This window comes from Pseudomonas yangonensis (assembly GCF_009932725.1).
Classification (GTDB): Bacteria; Pseudomonadota; Gammaproteobacteria; order Pseudomonadales; family Pseudomonadaceae; genus Aquipseudomonas; species Aquipseudomonas yangonensis.
The window spans coordinates 46,660-63,794 of the sequence record NZ_BLJU01000010.1 but is presented as its reverse complement, the minus strand read 5'-3'; the positions used below and the strand labels follow the sequence as shown (position 1 = coordinate 63,794).

Here is a 17,135-nt window from a genome sequence, read left to right as displayed (position 1 = left end):
CATTTGCAATGTTGGGAGAATTCGTGACGTAGATCGTGGAAGCGCAGGTCGGGCATGCCGAGCTTCTTCTTCAGCAGCCCCCAGGTCTTGGTGAAGGCATAGGGGTGACGTTTCTCGTCCTTTCCCGGCTCACCGAAGAACACCAGGCTGCAGTCTTTGGGGCGAACGGGGTTCTCCAGAGCGGCCCTGAATGTTTCGGTGGCCATCTTCGTGAGAGGGACGGTGCGGGCGCTATCATTCTTGGTGTCTGCGAGCCGCACTACGCGCTTTTTCAGGTCTACCTGATGGCAGCGTAGGCCGGTTATCTCCGACGACCTCATGCCTGTTTCCAGGGCGATTCGGACGATCCAGCCCAGCATGGGGTTGCTGTGGCTGTTCACCGCAGCGAGCAGGCGCTTTTCTTCGTCGGCGGACAGTCGGCGGTCGCGGCCGTCTCCAGGGCTGGGCTTGCGGATATTCAGCACCGGGTTGAAGGTAAGGCCGAGGCCCCATTCCTGAATAGCTACCGTGAAAAGGTGGCTGAGAAGGGCCAGTTCAAGCCGCACGGTATTGTTGCTGGTGGGGAGGCCGCGCTTGCTCAGGGTGCCGAGCCTTGTGTCCCGGTACTTGGCGATGACTTCAGCGGAGAGGGCAGCCATGGAGTATTTGCCCAGGTACTGGATCAACTGCTTGGCCTTGGTGGCTTCGGCTTTGCGCGTAGTGGGCTTCTTGCTGGGCGTCACCTCGGACAGGTAGCGCTCTAGCGCTTTCTCCAGCGTCATGCGCTCGGAGCCGCTGCGCTGGATGTACACGCCACGCACCATTTCGTCTTCGGTGCGGCGTGCCCAGTCTTCGGCGTCGCGCTTGGTGCGGAAGGTTTTGGCGTTGGTCGGCCAGCCCGTTTTTCGGACTACGGCTTTCCATGTGCCGGCAGGGGTTTTGACGATTGTTGCCATCAGATAAGGACTCCAAAGGCAGACTGGCTAACCAGTACTGTACCGATTTTGTACCTTTGGACCATGGGCTGATCCAGATGCCACAACCCTGAAAAGCTTAAAGCCGCGCAATGCGCGGCTTTGAAGGTGGTGGGCCCACACGGACTCGAACCGTGGACCAAAGGATTATGAGTCCTCTGCTCTAACCAACTGAGCTATAGGCCCCCAGAAGGCCGGCGGATTATACCGGCGCGTTCTCGCCAGCGCCAACCGCTTGACCTGGCGGGAGAAATTTCCGGGCGAAGGCATCGGCCGAGAGCGGACGGCTGACCACGTAGCCCTGGATCTGCAGGCAGCCTTCTGCGGCCAGGCAGAGCTCCTGGGCCTTGGTCTCCACGCCTTCGGCGATCACCGTCAGTTGCATGCTGTTGCCCAAGGCGATGATGGCGCGGGTGATCGCCAGATCGTGCGGGTCGTCCGGCAGGCCACGGACGAAGGACTGGTCGATCTTCAGCACGTCCAGCGGCAGGCGCTTGAGGTAGCTGAGCGAAGAGTAGCCGGTGCCGAAGTCGTCGATGGCCAGCTGTACGCCGAGTTGTTTGAGGCGGTGGAGGATGTCCAGCGCTTCGCCTGCCTGGTTCATGATGAAGCTTTCGGTGATCTCCAGCTGCAGCAGCCCCGGCGCCAGGTTGTAGCGTTGCAGCAGCTCGCTGATGCGCGGCAGCAGGCTGGGTTGGTGCAGTTGCGCGCCGGCGAGGTTGACCGATAGGGCGCCAAAGCCGCGGCCGCTTTCCTGCCAGGCCTGCAACTGGCGGCAGGCTTGCTCCAGTACCCAATCGCCCAGGGGCAGGATCAGACCGCTTTCTTCGGCCACCGGGATGAAGCGATCCGGTGGGATGTCGCCAAATACCGGGTGCGGCCAGCGCACCAGGGCTTCGGCGCCCACCAGGCTCTGGCTGCGCAGGCAGAACTTGGGTTGGTAGTAGAGGCACAGTTCGTTGCGTTCGAGGGCGCGGCGCAGTTCCTGTTCCATGGCCATGCGTTCGTTGACTTCGAAGGTCAGCGAGCGGGTGTAGAACTCGTAGCGATTGCGCCCCTTGGCCTTGGACTGGTACATGGCCGCATCGGCGTTCTTCACCAGGGTGGCCACGTCATGACCGTCGGCGGGATAGAGGCTGATGCCAATGCTGGCGCTGATGAAGAACTCGTGGTTGTCGAGCTGGAACGACTTGCCGAAGCAGGCGAGAAGTTTCTGCGCGACCTGTTCGGCATCCTGCAACTGGTGCAGGCCGGGCAGCAGGATGATGAATTCGTCACCGCCGAGGCGAGCCACGGTGTCGATGTCGCGTAACTGCAGCCTCAGGCGTTCGGCGATGGCCTTGAGCAACTGGTCGCCGACCGGATGGCCAAGGCTGTCGTTGATCTGCTTGAAGCGGTCGAGGTCTAGGAACAGCACGGCGCCGAGCTGGTCGTCGGCACGCGTACCATCCAGAGCGCTGCGCAGGCGGTTCTCGAACAGCAGGCGGTTGGGCAGACCGGTCAGTGGGTCGTGGTGGGCCTGGTGGTCGAGGCGTGCCTGGGCATGCTTGAGGCTGGAGATGTCGGCGAACACGCCGACGAAGTGGGTAATCTGATTGTCGCTGTTGCGCACGGCGCTGATGGTCAGCCACTCCGGGTACAGTTCGCCGTTCTTGCGCCGGTTCCAGATTTCCCCCTGCCAGTGCCCGTTGGCCGCGAGGCTATGCCACATGGCGGTATAGAAGGCGTTGTCGTGCTGGCCGGAGGAGAGCAGGCTGGGGCGCTGGCCGAGGGCTTCGGCCTCGCTGTAGCCGGTAATCTCGGTGAAGGCGCGGTTGACCGCAGTGATGCGCTGTTCGAGGTCGGTGATCAGTACGCCTTCGGCGGTGCTTTCGAATACGGTGGCGGCCTGTTGCAGTTCTTCCTGCATCCGTTGGCGTTCGGTTATGTCGCGGGCGATGGTCAGCAGACATTCCTCGCCATTGATGGACAGCGGTTGTGCGGACAGATCGCACAGGCGCAGTTGGCCGCTGCGGGTGCGCACCGGGGCAATCATGTCGCGCACCACACCGTGCTCACGAACGCCCTGCACCATGCGTTCGCGATCCTTCGGGTCGGCCCAGATGCCGAGGCTGAGCGTGCTGTGCTGGCCGACCAGGTCGAGGCTATGGCCGGTGATGCGGCTGAAGCCTTCGTTGGCCTCGACCAGCAGGCCGTCGCGCAGACGGGTGATCAGCAGGCCATCGGGCGAGGCGTGAAAGGCCTTGGCGAACTTCTCCTCGGATATCTGCAGCCGCTGCTGGGTGCTCTTGAGCTCGCTGATGTCACGCACCACCACCACCAGTGCCGGGGTATTGTCGAGGGTGAAGGGGCTGGCGGAGATGAGACCGGTGAACAGGCTGCCGTCGGCGCGGCGAAAGGGCAGCTCCAGATTGCGCAGGCAATCGTCCTGCAGGCGTAGCAGCAGGCTCGGGCCGATGCCGGGCACGCCCCACAGGTCGAGGTCGGTAGCGGTGTTGCCGATGGCCTGGTCGACGCTGATGCCGGTTTGCTCGGTGAACGCGGTATTGACCTCCAGCAGCACGCCGTCGACCCGGCGGGCGATGATCAGGATGTCCGGGCACTGCTGGAACACGGAGGCGAATTTCTGTTCCGACTGGCGCAGCGCCTGTTCGGTTTGCTTGGCTTCGCTGATGTCGATCATCAGGCCGCGTATCACCTGCTGGTCATCCCGCTGCAGCAAGGTGACGATGTCGCGTACCCACACCGTGCGGCCGTCGGCGGCGAGCAGGCGGTATTCCAGCGAGTGGTCTTTGCCGGCCGAGAACTGCTCCAGGCAGTTGCGCAGAGTGCGCTGCTGATCGTCGGGGTGCAGGTGGCGCTGCCAGAAGCCGGGTTCGAGCCACTCGTGCAGGGGATAACCCAGGAGCTTCTCCGCATGCGGTGACACGTAGGTGTAGGTGAGCCCGCTCGAATCGGTTTCCCAGGTGATGGCGCAGAGGCTTTCAACCATGTCGCGAAAATGCTGCTCGCGACTGCGCAGCTCCTGTTCCAGAGCTTCGCGGTTGCGCATCTCGCGTTTCAGCCGGCGGTTGATGCTGAGGATGATGGCAATGATCGCCAGCAGGCCGAGCACGGCTGGCAGGCCATAGAGGAGGGTTTTGTGCCAGGCGTTGCGAGCGTCCAGTACGCTGCCGACCCAGGGAGCCTGCAAGGCGGCGACTTCCTCGGCGCCGAGCTCGGCGAAGAGTTTGTCGAGAATCCCGACCAGCATGCTCTGGTTGCGCGGTACGGCCATGGCCAGCTGATAGCGATAGGGTGTTTCACCGCTGATATACAGGCCGTCGAGCTTGAGCTGACGCAGGCTCCAGACGCTGGAGGCGAGATCGCCCACCATGGCGTCGGCCTGGTGGGTGGCCAGCATCTGCAGCGCGGCGGCGACGTTGGGCAGCGGTAGCAGGTTGAGATCGGGGTGATGCTGGCGCAGCAATTCATGCGGAGCGTAGTCGCTTACCACCGCGACCTTGAGGCCATACAGGTCGGTAAGTTGCTTGGGTTGCGGGCCGCCCTCGCGCGCCAGGATGATGATGGGAAAGTCCAGGTACGGACGGGTGAAGCTCAGGTATTGCTGACGCTCGGCAGTCGACATCACGCCGGGTAGCAGGTCGACCTCGCCCCTGCGGGCCTGTTCCAGTATCGCGCTCCAGCTGCCTTGCTCGACTGGGCGAAAGGTCACGCCGAGACGCTCTTCGATCAAGCGCACGTAGTCGGCGGTCAGGCCAAGGTACTGGCCCTGTTCGTCACGGAATTCGAAAGGGGGCCAGGCGGCGTCGACGCCCAGACTCAGTTCGGGATGAGCCGCCAGCCAGGTGCGCTCATTCTCGTTGAGTGTGAGGGCCTGGGCGGAAGTCATCCAGTACGCCAGGCACAACAGCAGAATGGCCGGCAGGCGGGGCATAACGGCCTCGTTTCAGGATCGATATGGTCGCAGTGTAGACCGGCCGCTGCAGGGATGGCAGTTTGATTGCGACGCCTGGGAAGGGCCCATGCCACGGGGCCAGAAAGCAAAACCCCCGGCCTGGGCCGGGGGTTTGCTATCACTCGTCGAGGAAGGAGCGCAGATGCTCGCTTCGCGTCGGGTGACGCAGCTTGCGCAGCGCCTTGGCTTCGATCTGGCGGATACGCTCACGGGTAACATCGAACTGCTTACCGACTTCCTCGAGGGTGTGGTCGGTGTTCATGTCGATGCCGAAGCGCATGCGCAGGACCTTGGCTTCACGGGCGGTGAGGCCGGCCAGCACTTCGCGAGTGGCTTCCTTGAGGCTTTCGACCGTGGCCACGTCGATCGGGGACTGCATGGTGCTGTCCTCGATGAAGTCGCCCAGATGCGAATCTTCGTCGTCGCCAATCGGGGTTTCCATGGAGATCGGCTCTTTGGCGATCTTCAATACCTTGCGGATCTTGTCCTCGGGCATTTCCATGCGCTCACCCAGCTCTTCCGGAGTGGGCTCGCGGCCCATTTCCTGCAGCATCTGACGGGAGATGCGGTTGAGCTTGTTGATGGTCTCGATCATGTGCACCGGGATACGGATGGTGCGCGCCTGGTCGGCGATCGAGCGGGTGATCGCCTGGCGAATCCACCAGGTGGCGTAGGTCGAGAACTTGTAGCCGCGACGGTATTCGAACTTGTCCACCGCCTTCATCAGGCCGATGTTGCCTTCCTGGATCAGGTCGAGGAACTGCAGGCCGCGGTTGGTGTATTTCTTGGCGATGGAGATGACCAGACGCAGGTTGGCCTCGACCATTTCCTTCTTGGCGCGGCGAGCTTTCGCCTCACCGATGGACATGCGACGGTTGATGTCCTTGATCTCGGCCAGGCTCAGGCTGCACTCGGCTTCCAGGTCGGCCAGCTTCTGCTGGCAGCGCTGGATGTCGCTCTGCAGGTTGCCCAGGGCTTCGGCGTACTTGGCCTTGCCCTTGGCCAGATCAGCGGCCCAGTCCATGTCGATTTCGTTGCCCGGGAACAGGCGCAGGAAGTCGGCACGCGGCATGCGCGCATCACGTACGCACAGCTGCATGATGGCGCGCTCTTGCGCACGCAGGCGGTCGAGGGCATCGCGCACCTGGGTGACCAGGGCGTCGTACTGCTTGGGCACCAGCTTGATCGGCATGAACAGCTCGGCCAGTGCGGCCAGCTCTTCGGTGGCCTGCTTGCTGCCGCGACCGTGCTTCTTCAGGGCCTTCTGGACTTTGTCCTGCTGCTCGGCCACGGCGCTGAAACGGCGAGCCGCTTCTTCCGGGTCCGGGCCGCCGTCGCCTTCTTCTTCCTCGTCGTCGCCGCTCTCGTCTTCTTCTTCGTCGTCGCTTTCTTCAGCGGCGGCGCCTTCCTTGACGGGAACGGGGGCGGCGGCTTCGTCGGGCACGCTGCCGTCATCCGGGTCGATGTAGCCACTGAGGACTTCGGCCAGGCGGCCGCCTTCGGTGGTGACGCGGTTGTACTCGGCAAGGATGCCTTCGACGGTGCCGGGGAAGTGAGCGATGGCGCTCATGACTTCGCGGATGCCTTCCTCGATGCGCTTGGCGATTTCGATTTCGCCTTCGCGGGTCAGCAGCTCCACGGTGCCCATTTCGCGCATGTACATGCGCACCGGGTCGGTGGTGCGGCCGATATCGGTCTCAACGGCGGCGAGGGCGGCAGCGGCTTCTTCGGCTGCAGCCTCGTCGGTGTCGGCTTCGGCCAACAACAGGGCGTCCGCATCCGGAGCACTCTCGAATACGTTGATCCCCATGTCGTTGATCATGCGGATGATGTCTTCCACCTGTTCCGGATCGGAAATATCTTCCGGCAGGTGGTCATTGACCTCCGCGTACGTCAGGTAACCCTGCTCGCGACCGCGGCTGATCAATTCTTTCAAACGAGATTGCTGTTGCGCTTTTACGGACATAACACCCTATCCACTGAAGGTCTTGGCGGGCTGAAAACAAGCCGAGGATTATACCTCGGTTTTGGCTTTAGGCGCCAGTTGGGGACTTGCTGCTCGGTGACGAAGTGAGGCTGTAGTGCTCTCTGAGCAATGTCTTTTCCTCGTCTGTGAGCTCGCTGGGGCTTTTATGAATGATGCTGCGGAGCGCCTTTTCACGCCGCCTCTGCGATTGACTGTTTGCAAGTGTAGTAATGGTGTCGAAAAACTGCTGTTCAAGGTTGTCGCCCTGAATCAGCCATTCCTTCTCCGCCAGTGCCCGCAGCAAACGGCCCTGTTCGGTGCCGTGCCAGCGAGCGATCAGTTGCAGCGAACGCAGGTTGGGCGTTTTCTGCAGGGCACCGACCAGCGCTACCAGAAGTTGCGCGTAGGTGTCCTCTTCGTCGGCGAAGTGGCTGACATCCTCGACCTTTTGCGCCAGCTGCGGATGGTGCAGCAAGGTGCGCAGGGCGATCAGATGTGGTGATTCGACGCTCACCGCGGTGCGCGGGGCACGTGGCGCGAAATCGCCCTTGCCCTTCTTGTTCCACTTGCCGCTGCCGTCTTTTTTCCAGCTGCCTTTGCCGCCTTCGTTGCTACGTTCGTAGTGTTGCTGCTGGGGCGGTGCGGGCTGCTCGTAGCCTCCGACGTCCGGCAAGCTGTCGTAGTAGGCGCTGTCGGGGATATCGCCGTAATCCGGGTAGTCGCTGCTGGGGGCGTGGTTCGGCGTGCTGGGCGCATGGCTGCGCGGGGCGCTGGCGACCTGGCTCATGGCTTCGCCGGAAAGGCCGGTGATCTCGCTCAGGCGCTGGCGCATCAGGGCGCGCAGGTTGTTGCCGGGGATCTTGTCGATCAGTGGCGCGGCCAGCGTCACCAGATGCGCCTTGCCTTCCAGCGAGCGCGGGTCGGCCTCTTCACAAAGCTGCTGGAAGAAGTAGTCGGCCAGCGGCTGGGCGTGCTGGTTGATGCGTGCGCGGAAGGCATCGGTGCCTTCGGCGCGCACCAGGGTGTCCGGGTCCTCGCCTTCGGGCAGGAACAGGAAGCGCGCGCGGCGACCGTCCTGCAGGCTCGGCAGGGTCGACTCCAGGGCGCGCCAGGCAGCGTTGCGCCCGGCGGCGTCGCCGTCGAAGCAGAACAGCACGCTGGGCACGATGCGGAACAGGCGCTTGAGGTGCTCCTCGCTGGTGGCCGTGCCGAGGGTCGCCACGGCATTGCGCAGGCCCTGCTGAGCGAGGGCGATGACGTCCATGTAGCCTTCGACCACCATGATCTCGTCGAGATCGCGGTTGTGCTTGCGCGCCTCGTACAGGCCGTAGAGTTCCTGACCCTTGTGGAACACCGGGGTTTCCGGTGAGTTCAGGTACTTGGGCTTGTCGTCGCCCAGCACGCGGCCGCCGAAGGCGATCACCCGGCCGCGGCTGTCGCGGATGGGGAACATGATGCGGTCGCGGAAGCGGTCGTAGCGCCTGCCGTTTTCGGCGTTCTCGATCAGCAGGCCGGCGTCGATCATGACTTTTTGCTGCAGGGCGTCGGCGCCCAGTTGCTTGAGCAGGTTGTCCCAGCCGGGCGGGGCGAAGCCGATGCCGAAGTCACGGGCGATTTCCCCCGTCAGGCCGCGGCCCTTGAGGTAATCCACTGCGTACTTGCGCTGCGGATGGCTTTTCAGAGCCTGGCGATAGTGCTCGGCGGCGGCATTGAGCAGCGGGTAGAGCGGCGAGTCCACCGGCTGGCGCGGTGTGCGCCCGCGCCCGCTTTCCTCGCGCGGCACATCCATGCCGGCGCGCTTGGCCAGTTCCTCGATCGCCTGGGGGAACTCCAGTTGATCGTGGTCCATGACGAAGCCGAGGGCATTGCCGCCGGCGCCGCAGCCGAAGCAGTAGTAGAACTGCTTGTCCGGACTGACGGTGAAGGAGGGGGTCTTTTCCTTGTGAAAAGGACAGCAGGCGCTGTAATTCTTGCCGGTCTTCTTCAGCTGGATGCGCGAGCTCACCACATCGACGATGTCGGTGCGGTTGAGCAGGTCATCGATGAAGGATTGCGGGATCAGGCCGGCCATAGGCGCTCAGCATACTGCTCGGCGCGAAAGCGGAACAGTGATGGGTAGAAAAGCAAAAAACTCCGGCCATTCGCCAGCAGGCGAAGCGGAGTTCTGTAAATGCAATGCCCGGCCGGAGCCGGGCATTCGAGCGTGGCGTGTACGGTATTAGTACAGGCGAACGCTGCGGCGCTGCTCGCGCTGCACTTTCTTGGCGTGACGCTTAACGGCGGCAGCGGCTTTGCGCTTACGCTCAGCGGTCGGCTTTTCGTAGAATTCGCGGCTGCGAACTTCAGCCAGTACACCGGCTTTTTCGCAGGAGCGCTTGAAACGACGCAGGGCTACGTCGAAGGGTTCGTTCTCTTTAACTTTGACGGCTGGCATCCAGGTCGTACCTATCTTTAATTACCGGGTTTAACGCGTACCCGGCAAATGAGGCTCGGGATGCGTCGGTTTTTAAGGGTTGCGGATGTTACCGCCTCGGGCTGCGGAATGCAAAGCCTCTGATCGAAAAGCGCTGGCCGCTCCGCCGGGCGGCGCTTATCATGCGCGCCTTTGTTCCACGCGGCAAACCAAGGTTCAAGCTCCATGCTCGTACTGGGATTGGAAACTTCCTGCGATGAAACAGGCGTCGCGCTCTATGACAGCGAGCGTGGCCTGCTGGCTGACGCCCTGTTCAGCCAGATCGACCTGCACCGTGTATATGGCGGCGTGGTGCCCGAGTTGGCCTCGCGTGATCACGTCAAACGCATGCTGCCGCTGATCCGCCAGGTGCTGGATGAAGCCGGCAAGCAGGCCAGCGATATCGATGCGCTGGCCTATACGGCCGGCCCGGGCCTGGTCGGGGCGCTGCTGGTGGGGGCTTCCTGCGCGCAGGCGCTGGCCTTTGCCTGGGGCGTGCCGGCCGTCGGCGTGCACCATATGGAAGGTCATCTGCTGGCACCGATGCTCGAAGAGCAGCCGCCGGCCTTTCCGTTCGTCGCCCTGCTGGTATCCGGTGGTCACACGCAGCTGGTGCGGGTCGATGGCATCGGCCAGTACCAGTTGCTCGGCGAGTCGCTGGACGATGCCGCCGGTGAAGCCTTCGACAAGACCGCCAAGCTGATGGGCCTGAATTACCCCGGTGGCCCGGAGATCGCCAAGCTGGCCGAGCAGGGTACGCCGGGGCGTTTCGTCTTCCCGCGGCCGATGACCGATCGGCCGGGGCTGGATTTCAGTTTCAGCGGCCTGAAGACCTTCGCTCTGAATACCTGGCAGCAATGCCGCGACAGTGGCGACGACCTCGACCAAGCCCGGCGCGACATCGCGCTGGCCTTCCAGCAGGCGGTGGTTGAGACTCTGACCATCAAGTGCAAACGTGCGCTCAAGCAGAGCGGGCTGAACAGCCTGGTGATCGCTGGCGGTGTGAGTGCCAACAAGGCGCTGCGCGGGCATCTGGAACGTATGCTGGGCGAAATGAAGGGCAAGGTGTTTTATGCGCGGCCGCGTTTCTGTACCGACAATGGCGCGATGATCGCCTACGCCGGTTGCCAGCGTTTGCTGGCCGGGCAGCATGAAGATCTGGCAATCAAGGTGCAGGCGCGCTGGCCGATGGAGTCGCTGCCGGCGCTGTGAGCGCCCAAGGGATTTACGCGTAGGAGCGAGCTCTGCTCGCGAACCGAAAAATTCGCGAGCAGAGCTCGCTCCTACAGTTTTTTGTTATCGAATCAAAAACGCCGTTCGCGGCCGGCGAACAGATCGCGCAGATTGCTGCGGTGCCGCCAGACGATCAGCCCGGTGAGTACGCAGGCCGGCAGCAGGGCCGCCGGTTGTTGCCAGGCCAGCAGCGGTAGCGTCAGCGGCGTGGCGATCAGTGATGCCAGCGAGCTGGTGCGGGTGAGCAGGAATACCAGCGCCCAGGCTGCCAGGGCGAGCAAGGCGGCCGGTGGATAGAGGCCGAGCAACATGCCGGCGGCAGTGGCGACGCCCTTGCCGCCACGAAAACGGAAGTACAGCGGGTAAAGGTGGCCGACGACGGCCGCCAGGCCGATCCAGGCCTGCTGGTGCAGGCTCAGGCCGAGCAGCTTGGCGATGAGGATCGGCAGCAGGCCCTTGAACAGGTCGCCGATCAGCGTCATGACGGCGAGCTTCTTGCCGGCCACGCGCAGCATGTTGGTGGCGCCGGGGTTGCCCGAGCCACTGGCACGCGGGTCCGGCCCGCCAGCGAGTCGGCTGAGCAGGATGGCGAAGGACAACGAACCGAGCAGGTAGGCAAGGATTGCCAGAAGCCAGAACATGGTGGCCATTCCAGGGCATGGGGTGGCCCGATTCTAACGAGGTGCAGCGCCCTTGTCGTGGCGCGGAGAGTGCGGTGGACAGAGTATTTATCGAGGGGCTGGAAGTCGACACGGTGATCGGCGCCTACGATTGGGAGCGCGACATTCGCCAGTGCCTGCGTCTGGACCTGCAGATGGCCTGGGACAACCGCCCGGCCGCGGCGGGTGATGACCTCAACCTGGCACTCGACTATGCCAGCGTCTCCGCGCGCATCCAGGCCTTTGCCGCCGAATCGCAGTTCATTCTGGTCGAAACCTTCGCCGAGCGCCTGGTACAGCTCCTGATGGAAGAGTTCAACATCCCCTGGATACGTCTGAAACTGACCAAGCCCGGCGCAGTGCCGGCCGCACGTGGCGGCGTAGGTGTGGAGATCGAGCGCGGATGCCTCTGACTCGGGTCTTTCTCGGCCTCGGCAGCAATGTGCAGCGCGAGGCTCACCTTTGTGCCGGGCTCGATGCGTTGGCTGGCGTGCTCAGCGACATGCGCTGCTCGCCGGTCTTCGAAAGCCATGCGGTGGGCATCAAGAGCGGTAATTTCTTCAATCTGGTGGTGGTGGGCGAAACCGAGCTGCCGCTGCTGGAGCTGGATCGCCGGCTGAAGTTCATCGAGGCCGATAACGGCCGCTACGCGCCGGATCGCAAAGGCCTGCCGCTGGATATCGATGTGCTGCTGTACGGCGAGCAGGTCGGCAACTTCAACGGTCTGATCCTGCCGCGTGCGGAAATTCTCAAGAACGCCTTCGTGCTCTGGCCTTTGGCCTTGCTGGCACCGGAGGTGTGTCACCCGCTCGATGGCCGTTCGTTCGCAGAATTATGGTCCACGGCGCAGATCGATCAGCAGCTATGGCCGGCCGCCTTCCAGTGGCGCGGCGCCGAGTTGACGCCGGCCGAGCTGTTGCAGGCGCGCTCTTCGTAGCCGGATGCAATCCGGGGCCTCGGCAAGACCTGTTTCCCGGATTGCATCCGGGCTACGTGGACTTGATCGGTAGGCGCGGATTTATCCGCGAAAAGGCGGGCCGTGGAGCTGTGATGATCGCGGCTGAAACGGAATGCCGCCCAGCCGCTCCTACGAGGCGTGCTGCTGTTTGTAGGCCTTGAGTGCCTGCAGACGCTCGCGATTGAGCGCCTCGCCCAACTCCGCGCCCTTGAAGCCCTTCTCCAGCAGCGGTTTGACCGCCACCTGCCGCGCTACCTCGGCTGCGCCCAGCAGGTAAGCGGCTTGTGGATAGTCGCGCTGTTCCAGGCCCTGGCGCCCGCGGGCATCCATCTCGCAAGCGGCGACGAATTCGGCGAAGCGTTGCGGGCGGCGGAAGACGTCGAAGCGTTGCAGTAACTCCAGCAGCGTCGAGGGCCTCAGTTCCAGTGCTCGGTGGCCATGGGTATGGAACTCTCCCACCAGCGCTGCCAGCTCGGCGCAGTCGCGCGGCGCCTTGCAGCGCTCGTTGATCGCCTGGATCAGGCGCAGCCCCTTGTGTTCATGAGCGATATGCCGCGGCCAGTCAGCCTCGGGCGTCAGCCCTTTGCCGACATCATGCAGCAGGCAGGCCCAGCGTACGTTGAGCGGCTGGTCATGCTCTGCGCACTGACGCAGCACGCTCAGTACATGCACGCCGGTGTCGACTTCGGGGTGATGCGCCTGCGGTTGCGGCACGCCGAACAACTTATCCACTTCCGGCAGCAGCGCCGCCAGCGCGCCGCAATCGCGCAGCACCTGAATGAACACGTCCGGGCGCGGCTCCATCAGCGCGCGGGAGATTTCCTTCCAGCTACGTTCGGCGGTGAGATGGCCCAGTTCGCCGGACTCCGCCAGTTGGTGCATCAGGTCGAGGGTTTCTGGCGCCACGCTGAATCCCAGCGGCGCATAGCGTGCGGCGAAGCGGGCAACACGCAGTACGCGTAGCGGATCTTCGGCGAAGGCCGGGGAAACGTGGCGTAGCAGGCGGGCCTGAAGATCCTGCTGACCGCCATACGGATCGATCAGCCGGCCATGTTCGTCTTCGGCCATGGCGTTGACGGTCAGGTCGCGGCGGATCAGGTCGTCTTCCAGCGTGACATCCGGGCTGGCATGAAAGGTGAATCCGCCATAGCCGCGGCCGCTCTTGCGCTCGGTGCGCGCCAGGGCATATTCCTCACCCGTCTGCGGGTGCAGGAACACCGGAAAATCGGCGCCAACCGGGCGATAACCGAGTTCCAGCATCTGCTCTGCGCTGGCGCCGACCACGACCCAATCCACTTCACTGACGGGACGGCCGAGCAGGCGATCACGCACTGCACCGCCGACTTTGTAAATCTGCATGTGTGTTCCTCCGCTGAGCGCAGAGGATAGCGGCTGGTCGGGACTGGGAGGTAGCCCGGATGCAATCCGGGACGTTCGCGCGGATATCCGCGGATTGCATCCGGGCTACGGTGTGGCTTGCGGAATCTGCTCGGTCAACACTCGCACGGCACGCTCCAACTGCTCGGCACTGTCGCGTGCCGGGCTCAGTCCGGTGCTGATCACGCCTTCCCAGAGGATGCGCTGGTCGAAGTCGGTCAGGCGCAGGCGCAAGGTGCCGGTTTCGTCACGCAAACGATGGATCGCCTGGTAGGGGCCGAGCGGGTCGGGCGGCGGCGTGTCGACCTTGAACAGCAGCGGACCATCCTGCACGGCCAGCCAGTAATAGACGCGTAACTGTGGCTGCTGGCTCTCGTGATAACCGCGGGTGGACAGGCCATGGCGCAACAGTTGCGGCAACTGGCGATAGCGCTCGGGAAAGGGCGCGTCGCCCTCCAGGCTGGCCTGTGGGTCGATCAGTTCGAAACTGTGGCGCCCGGCCAGCGAGGCATCGGCGGGGCTGAGGATGCGTGCCTGCGGGACATGGCTGGTACAGGTGGCCAGCCCCAGGCACAGCAGGATTACAAGGAATAGGCGCATGCATGGCATCTCGCGGAGTCTGCCTGCGATGCTGATGCCCCTGGCCATGACCGGCAACCGATCAAATGGGTGGAATGACCAGGTCCAGCCGCGGGTATTCGTTGTCGCTCTCCGCGCTACTGCGTGGCGGCACATGCTGAGTGGTGATCAGCTGGTCGCCCTGGCACACCTCCAGATGGATGTCGAAGCCCCACAGCCGATGCAGATGCTTGAGCACCTCGCCGGTGGAGTCGCCCAGCGGTTTGCGGTCGTGCTGCTGATGGCGCAGAGTCAGCGAGCGGTCGCCGCGGCGGTCGATGTTCCAGATCTGCACGTTGGGTTCGCGGTTGCCCAGGTTGTACTGCGCTGCGAGCAGCTCGCGGATGGTGCGGTAGCCGGATTCGTCATGGATGGCCGGCACCAGCAGCTCGTCCTTTTGATCGTCATCGAGGATGCCGAACAGCTTGAAGTCGCGAATCACCTTGGGCGAGAGGAACTGCAGGATGAAGCTCTCGTCCTTGAAACTGGTCATGGCGAACTTGAGGGTGGTCAGCCAATCGCTGCCGGCGATGTCGGGGAACCAGCGCTTGTCTTCTTCGGTGGGCTCTTCGCAGATGCGGCGGATGTCGCGGTACATGGCGAAACCCAATGCGTAAGGGTTGATGCCGCTGTAGTAGGGGCTGTCGAACGGCGGCTGGTAGACCACGCTGGTGTGCGACTGCAGGAACTCCATCATGAAGCCGTCGGTAACCAGACCCTCGTCGTACAGGTCGTTCATCAGGGTGTAGTGCCAGAAGGTGGCCCAGCCTTCGTTCATCACCTGGGTCTGGCGCTGCGGGTAGAAGTACTGGGCGATCTTGCGCACGATGCGGATCACCTCGCGCTGCCAGGGCTCCAGCAGCGGGGCGTGTTTCTCGAGGAAATAGAGGATGTTTTCCTGCGGCTCGGCCGGGAAACGCTTGTTGTCCTTCTCGCTGGCCTTGTCCGCGTTTCTGGGAATGGTGCGCCATAGGTCGTTGATCTGCTTCTGCAGATGTTCTTCGCGGTCCTTCTGGCGGCGCCGCTCCTCTTCGGCGGAGATGGGATAGGGGCGCTTGTAGCGGTCGACGCCGTAGTTCATCAGCGCGTGGCAGGAGTCGAGCAGTTCCTCCACCGCGTCGATGCCGTAACGCTCCTCGCACTGCATGATGTACTGCTTGGCGAACACCAGGTAGTCGATGATTGAGCTGGCGTCGGTCCAGGTGCGGAACAGGTAATTACCCTTGAAAAAGCTGTTGTGACCGTAGCAGGCGTGGGCGATCACCAGCGCCTGCATGCAGATGGTGTTTTCCTCCATCAGATAGGCGATGCACGGGTCGGAATTGATCACGATCTCGTAGGCCAGGCCCATCTGACCGCGCTTGTAGCCTTTTTCGGTGGCGAGGAAGTGCTTGCCGTAGGACCAGTGGTGATAGCCCAGCGGCATGCCGACCGAGGCGTAGGCATCCATCATCTGCTCAGCGGTGATCACTTCGATCTGGTTGGGGTAGGTATCCAGCGCATAGCGTTCGGCGATGCGCGCGATTTCCTTGTCGTATTGACGGATGAGGTCGAAGGTCCATTCCGAACCGGTGGAGATCGGCTCGCGCTTTCTCGTACTGGCATTCATGGCTTGGCCCTCAACTCACCAGGCGACGCTGGAACAGTTCGCGGAACACCGGGTAGATGTCTGCGGCGGACACCAGTTGCTGCTGGGCGAAGCTGTCGGCGAAGGCTTCGGCCACCTGTTCGTACTCGAACCACAGCGCCTGGTGCTCACGTGGGGTGATCTCGACGTAGGTGAAGTACTGCACGAACGGCATGATCTGGTTGATCAATATATCCCGGCATACCGGGGAGTCGTCGTTCCAGTTGTCGCCGTCCGACGCCTGGGCGGCGTAGATATTCCACTCGTTGATCGGATAGCGCTCGGCCATCACTTCCTGCATCAGCTTCAACGCGCTGGAGACGATGGTGCCGCCGGTCTCGCGGGAGTAGAAGAACTCTTCTTCGTCCACTTCCTTGGCGCTGGTGTGATGGCGGATGAACACCACGTCGATCTTGTCGTAATTGCGCTTGAGGAACAGGTACAGGAGGATGAAGAAGCGCTTGGCGACGTCCTTGGTGGCCTGGGTCATGGAGCCGGACACGTCCATCAGGCAGAACATAACCGCCTTGGAGCTGGGGTTGGGCTGCTTGGTCAGCAGGTTGTACTTGAGGTCGAAGGTGTCGAGGAAGGGCACGCGGTGGATGCGCGCGCTGAGGCGTTCGATTTCCTCCTGAATGGCCTGGATATCGCCGAAGTTGTCTGGCTCTTCACGGCGTAGGCGCTCCAGCTCGGCCTTGGCTTCACGCAGTTTGGCGCGGCTGGAACCGGACAGGGCGATGCGCCTCGCATGTGCCGAGCGCAGGGTGCGCACGATGTTGATGCGTGACGGGTTGCCCTCGTTGCTGATACCGGCGCGCACGGTCTTGAAAGTGTCGGCGCCGGTGAGGTGACGCTTGACCAGGTTGGGCAGCTCCAGATCCTCGAACATGAAGTCGAGAAATTCCTCCTGGGTGATCTGGAAAACGAACTCGTCCATGCCTTCGCCGGAATTGCTCGCCTTGCCGCTGCCTCGTCCGCCGCCACCGCCTTGCGGGCGTGGAATGCGTTCGCCGGTGGTGAACTCCTTGTTGCCAGGGTGAACGATGGTCTGCTTGCCGCCACGACCATGATGCAGCACCGGCTCGTCGATATCGCGGCCGGGAATACTGATCTGCTCGCCGTGCTCCATGTCGGTGATGGAGCGTCGGCTGACGGCTTCCTCCACTGCCTTTTTGATGTGTTCACGGTAACGCCGCAAAAAGCGCTGGCGATTCACCGTGCTCTTGTTCTTGCCATTGAGGCGCCGGTCGATCACATAACTCATACGAGCCCTCCGGGCGCTGCAGGCTTCAGGCCGCAGGCTGCAAGCGCTTTCGCCTGGAGCCTGCAGCCTG

Annotated in this window: 13 protein-coding genes and 1 tRNA gene; 3 read left to right on the top strand and 11 right to left on the bottom strand. The window is 63.1% G+C overall.

Annotation, left to right across the window (positions count from 1 at the left end):
- The 6 genes from GYB81_RS13970 to rpsU all read right to left on the bottom strand — a co-directional run.
- Positions 1–935 (bottom strand): tyrosine-type recombinase/integrase (locus GYB81_RS13970; RefSeq protein ID WP_161897864.1); only part of this gene is annotated, 935 nt, incomplete at its 3' end.
- Between the two features lie 127 nt (positions 936–1,062).
- Positions 1,063–1,139 (bottom strand) — tRNA-Ile (locus tag GYB81_RS13965).
- Between the two features lie 16 nt (positions 1,140–1,155).
- On the bottom strand, positions 1,156–4,890 hold the full coding sequence (locus GYB81_RS13960) for a bifunctional diguanylate cyclase/phosphodiesterase (protein ID WP_161865953.1): 3,735 nt from the start codon (positions 4,888–4,890) through the stop codon (positions 1,156–1,158).
- A 139-nt stretch (positions 4,891–5,029) separates the two neighbouring features.
- Positions 5,030–6,877 (bottom strand): RNA polymerase sigma factor RpoD, encoded by a 1,848-nt coding sequence (rpoD, locus tag GYB81_RS13955; RefSeq protein ID WP_161865952.1) that lies wholly within the window; start codon positions 6,875–6,877, stop codon positions 5,030–5,032.
- Positions 6,878–6,944: 67 nt separating this feature from the next.
- Positions 6,945–8,948 (bottom strand): DNA primase, encoded by a 2,004-nt coding sequence (gene dnaG, locus GYB81_RS13950; protein ID WP_161865951.1) that lies wholly within the window; start codon positions 8,946–8,948, stop codon positions 6,945–6,947.
- Between the two features lie 147 nt (positions 8,949–9,095).
- Positions 9,096–9,311, bottom strand: coding sequence for a 30S ribosomal protein S21 (rpsU, locus tag GYB81_RS13945; RefSeq protein WP_003290642.1), 216 nt, complete (start codon positions 9,309–9,311; stop codon positions 9,096–9,098).
- A gap of 204 nt (positions 9,312–9,515) precedes the next feature.
- On the opposite strand from rpsU, the gene tsaD reads away from it, so the two are divergent.
- Positions 9,516–10,541 (top strand): tRNA (adenosine(37)-N6)-threonylcarbamoyltransferase complex transferase subunit TsaD, encoded by a 1,026-nt coding sequence (tsaD, locus tag GYB81_RS13940; protein WP_161865950.1) that lies wholly within the window; start codon positions 9,516–9,518, stop codon positions 10,539–10,541.
- A 92-nt stretch (positions 10,542–10,633) separates the two neighbouring features.
- Here tsaD and plsY read toward each other — a convergent pair whose 3' ends face one another.
- The gene (plsY, locus tag GYB81_RS13935) at positions 10,634–11,203 is read right to left on the bottom strand and encodes a glycerol-3-phosphate 1-O-acyltransferase PlsY (RefSeq protein WP_024309705.1); all 570 of its coding nucleotides are present in this window, start codon (positions 11,201–11,203) and stop codon (positions 10,634–10,636) included.
- 74 nt (positions 11,204–11,277) lie between these two features.
- Here plsY and folB point away from each other — a divergent pair, with 74 nt between their 5' ends.
- Positions 11,278–11,634, top strand: coding sequence for a dihydroneopterin aldolase (gene folB / locus GYB81_RS13930; protein ID WP_161865949.1), 357 nt, complete (start codon positions 11,278–11,280; stop codon positions 11,632–11,634).
- On the top strand, positions 11,625–12,158 hold the full coding sequence (gene folK, locus GYB81_RS13925) for a 2-amino-4-hydroxy-6-hydroxymethyldihydropteridine diphosphokinase (RefSeq protein ID WP_161865948.1): 534 nt from the start codon (positions 11,625–11,627) through the stop codon (positions 12,156–12,158). Before folB ends, folK begins: the two co-directional genes overlap by 10 nt.
- Before the next feature lie 150 nt (positions 12,159–12,308).
- Here folK and GYB81_RS13920 read toward each other — a convergent pair whose 3' ends face one another.
- From GYB81_RS13920 to GYB81_RS13905, 4 genes are all read right to left on the bottom strand, one after another.
- Positions 12,309–13,538: a multifunctional CCA addition/repair protein gene (locus GYB81_RS13920; protein ID WP_161865947.1), complete on the bottom strand. Its 1,230-nt coding sequence runs from the start codon at positions 13,536–13,538 to the stop codon at positions 12,309–12,311.
- A 105-nt stretch (positions 13,539–13,643) separates the two neighbouring features.
- Positions 13,644–14,156 carry a DUF4136 domain-containing protein gene (locus GYB81_RS13915; protein ID WP_161865946.1) on the bottom strand — a complete coding sequence of 171 codons (513 nt, stop codon included), beginning with the start codon at positions 14,154–14,156 and terminating at the stop codon, positions 13,644–13,646.
- Between the two features lie 61 nt (positions 14,157–14,217).
- Complete coding sequence (locus GYB81_RS13910) at positions 14,218–15,783, bottom strand: SpoVR family protein (protein WP_161865945.1); 1,566 nt, start codon at positions 15,781–15,783, stop codon at positions 14,218–14,220.
- A 10-nt stretch (positions 15,784–15,793) separates the two neighbouring features.
- Entirely contained in the window at positions 15,794–17,065 is a 1,272-nt protein-coding gene (locus GYB81_RS13905) for a YeaH/YhbH family protein (RefSeq protein WP_161865944.1), read from the bottom strand.
- Positions 17,066–17,135: the final 70 nt, after the last annotated feature.

What these genes read in the sequence shown, in the direction of transcription:
- GYB81_RS13960 (WP_161865953.1), bottom strand. Translation starts at nt 4,890, where the DNA reads ATGCCCCGCCTGCCGGCCATTCTGCTGTTGTGCCTGGCGTACTGGATG.
- rpoD (WP_161865952.1), bottom strand. Translation starts at nt 6,877, where the DNA reads ATGTCCGTAAAAGCGCAACAGCAATCTCGTTTGAAAGAATTGATCAGC.
- dnaG (WP_161865951.1), bottom strand. Translation starts at nt 8,948, where the DNA reads ATGGCCGGCCTGATCCCGCAATCCTTCATCGATGACCTGCTCAACCGC.
- rpsU (WP_003290642.1), bottom strand. Translation starts at nt 9,311, where the DNA reads ATGCCAGCCGTCAAAGTTAAAGAGAACGAACCCTTCGACGTAGCCCTG.
- tsaD (WP_161865950.1), top strand. Translation starts at nt 9,516, where the DNA reads ATGCTCGTACTGGGATTGGAAACTTCCTGCGATGAAACAGGCGTCGCG.
- plsY (WP_024309705.1), bottom strand. Translation starts at nt 11,203, where the DNA reads ATGTTCTGGCTTCTGGCAATCCTTGCCTACCTGCTCGGTTCGTTGTCC.
- folK (WP_161865948.1), top strand. Translation starts at nt 11,625, where the DNA reads ATGCCTCTGACTCGGGTCTTTCTCGGCCTCGGCAGCAATGTGCAGCGC.
- GYB81_RS13920 (WP_161865947.1), bottom strand. Translation starts at nt 13,538, where the DNA reads ATGCAGATTTACAAAGTCGGCGGTGCAGTGCGTGATCGCCTGCTCGGC.
- GYB81_RS13915 (WP_161865946.1), bottom strand. Translation starts at nt 14,156, where the DNA reads ATGCGCCTATTCCTTGTAATCCTGCTGTGCCTGGGGCTGGCCACCTGT.
- GYB81_RS13910 (WP_161865945.1), bottom strand. Translation starts at nt 15,783, where the DNA reads ATGAATGCCAGTACGAGAAAGCGCGAGCCGATCTCCACCGGTTCGGAA.
- GYB81_RS13905 (WP_161865944.1), bottom strand. Translation starts at nt 17,065, where the DNA reads ATGAGTTATGTGATCGACCGGCGCCTCAATGGCAAGAACAAGAGCACG.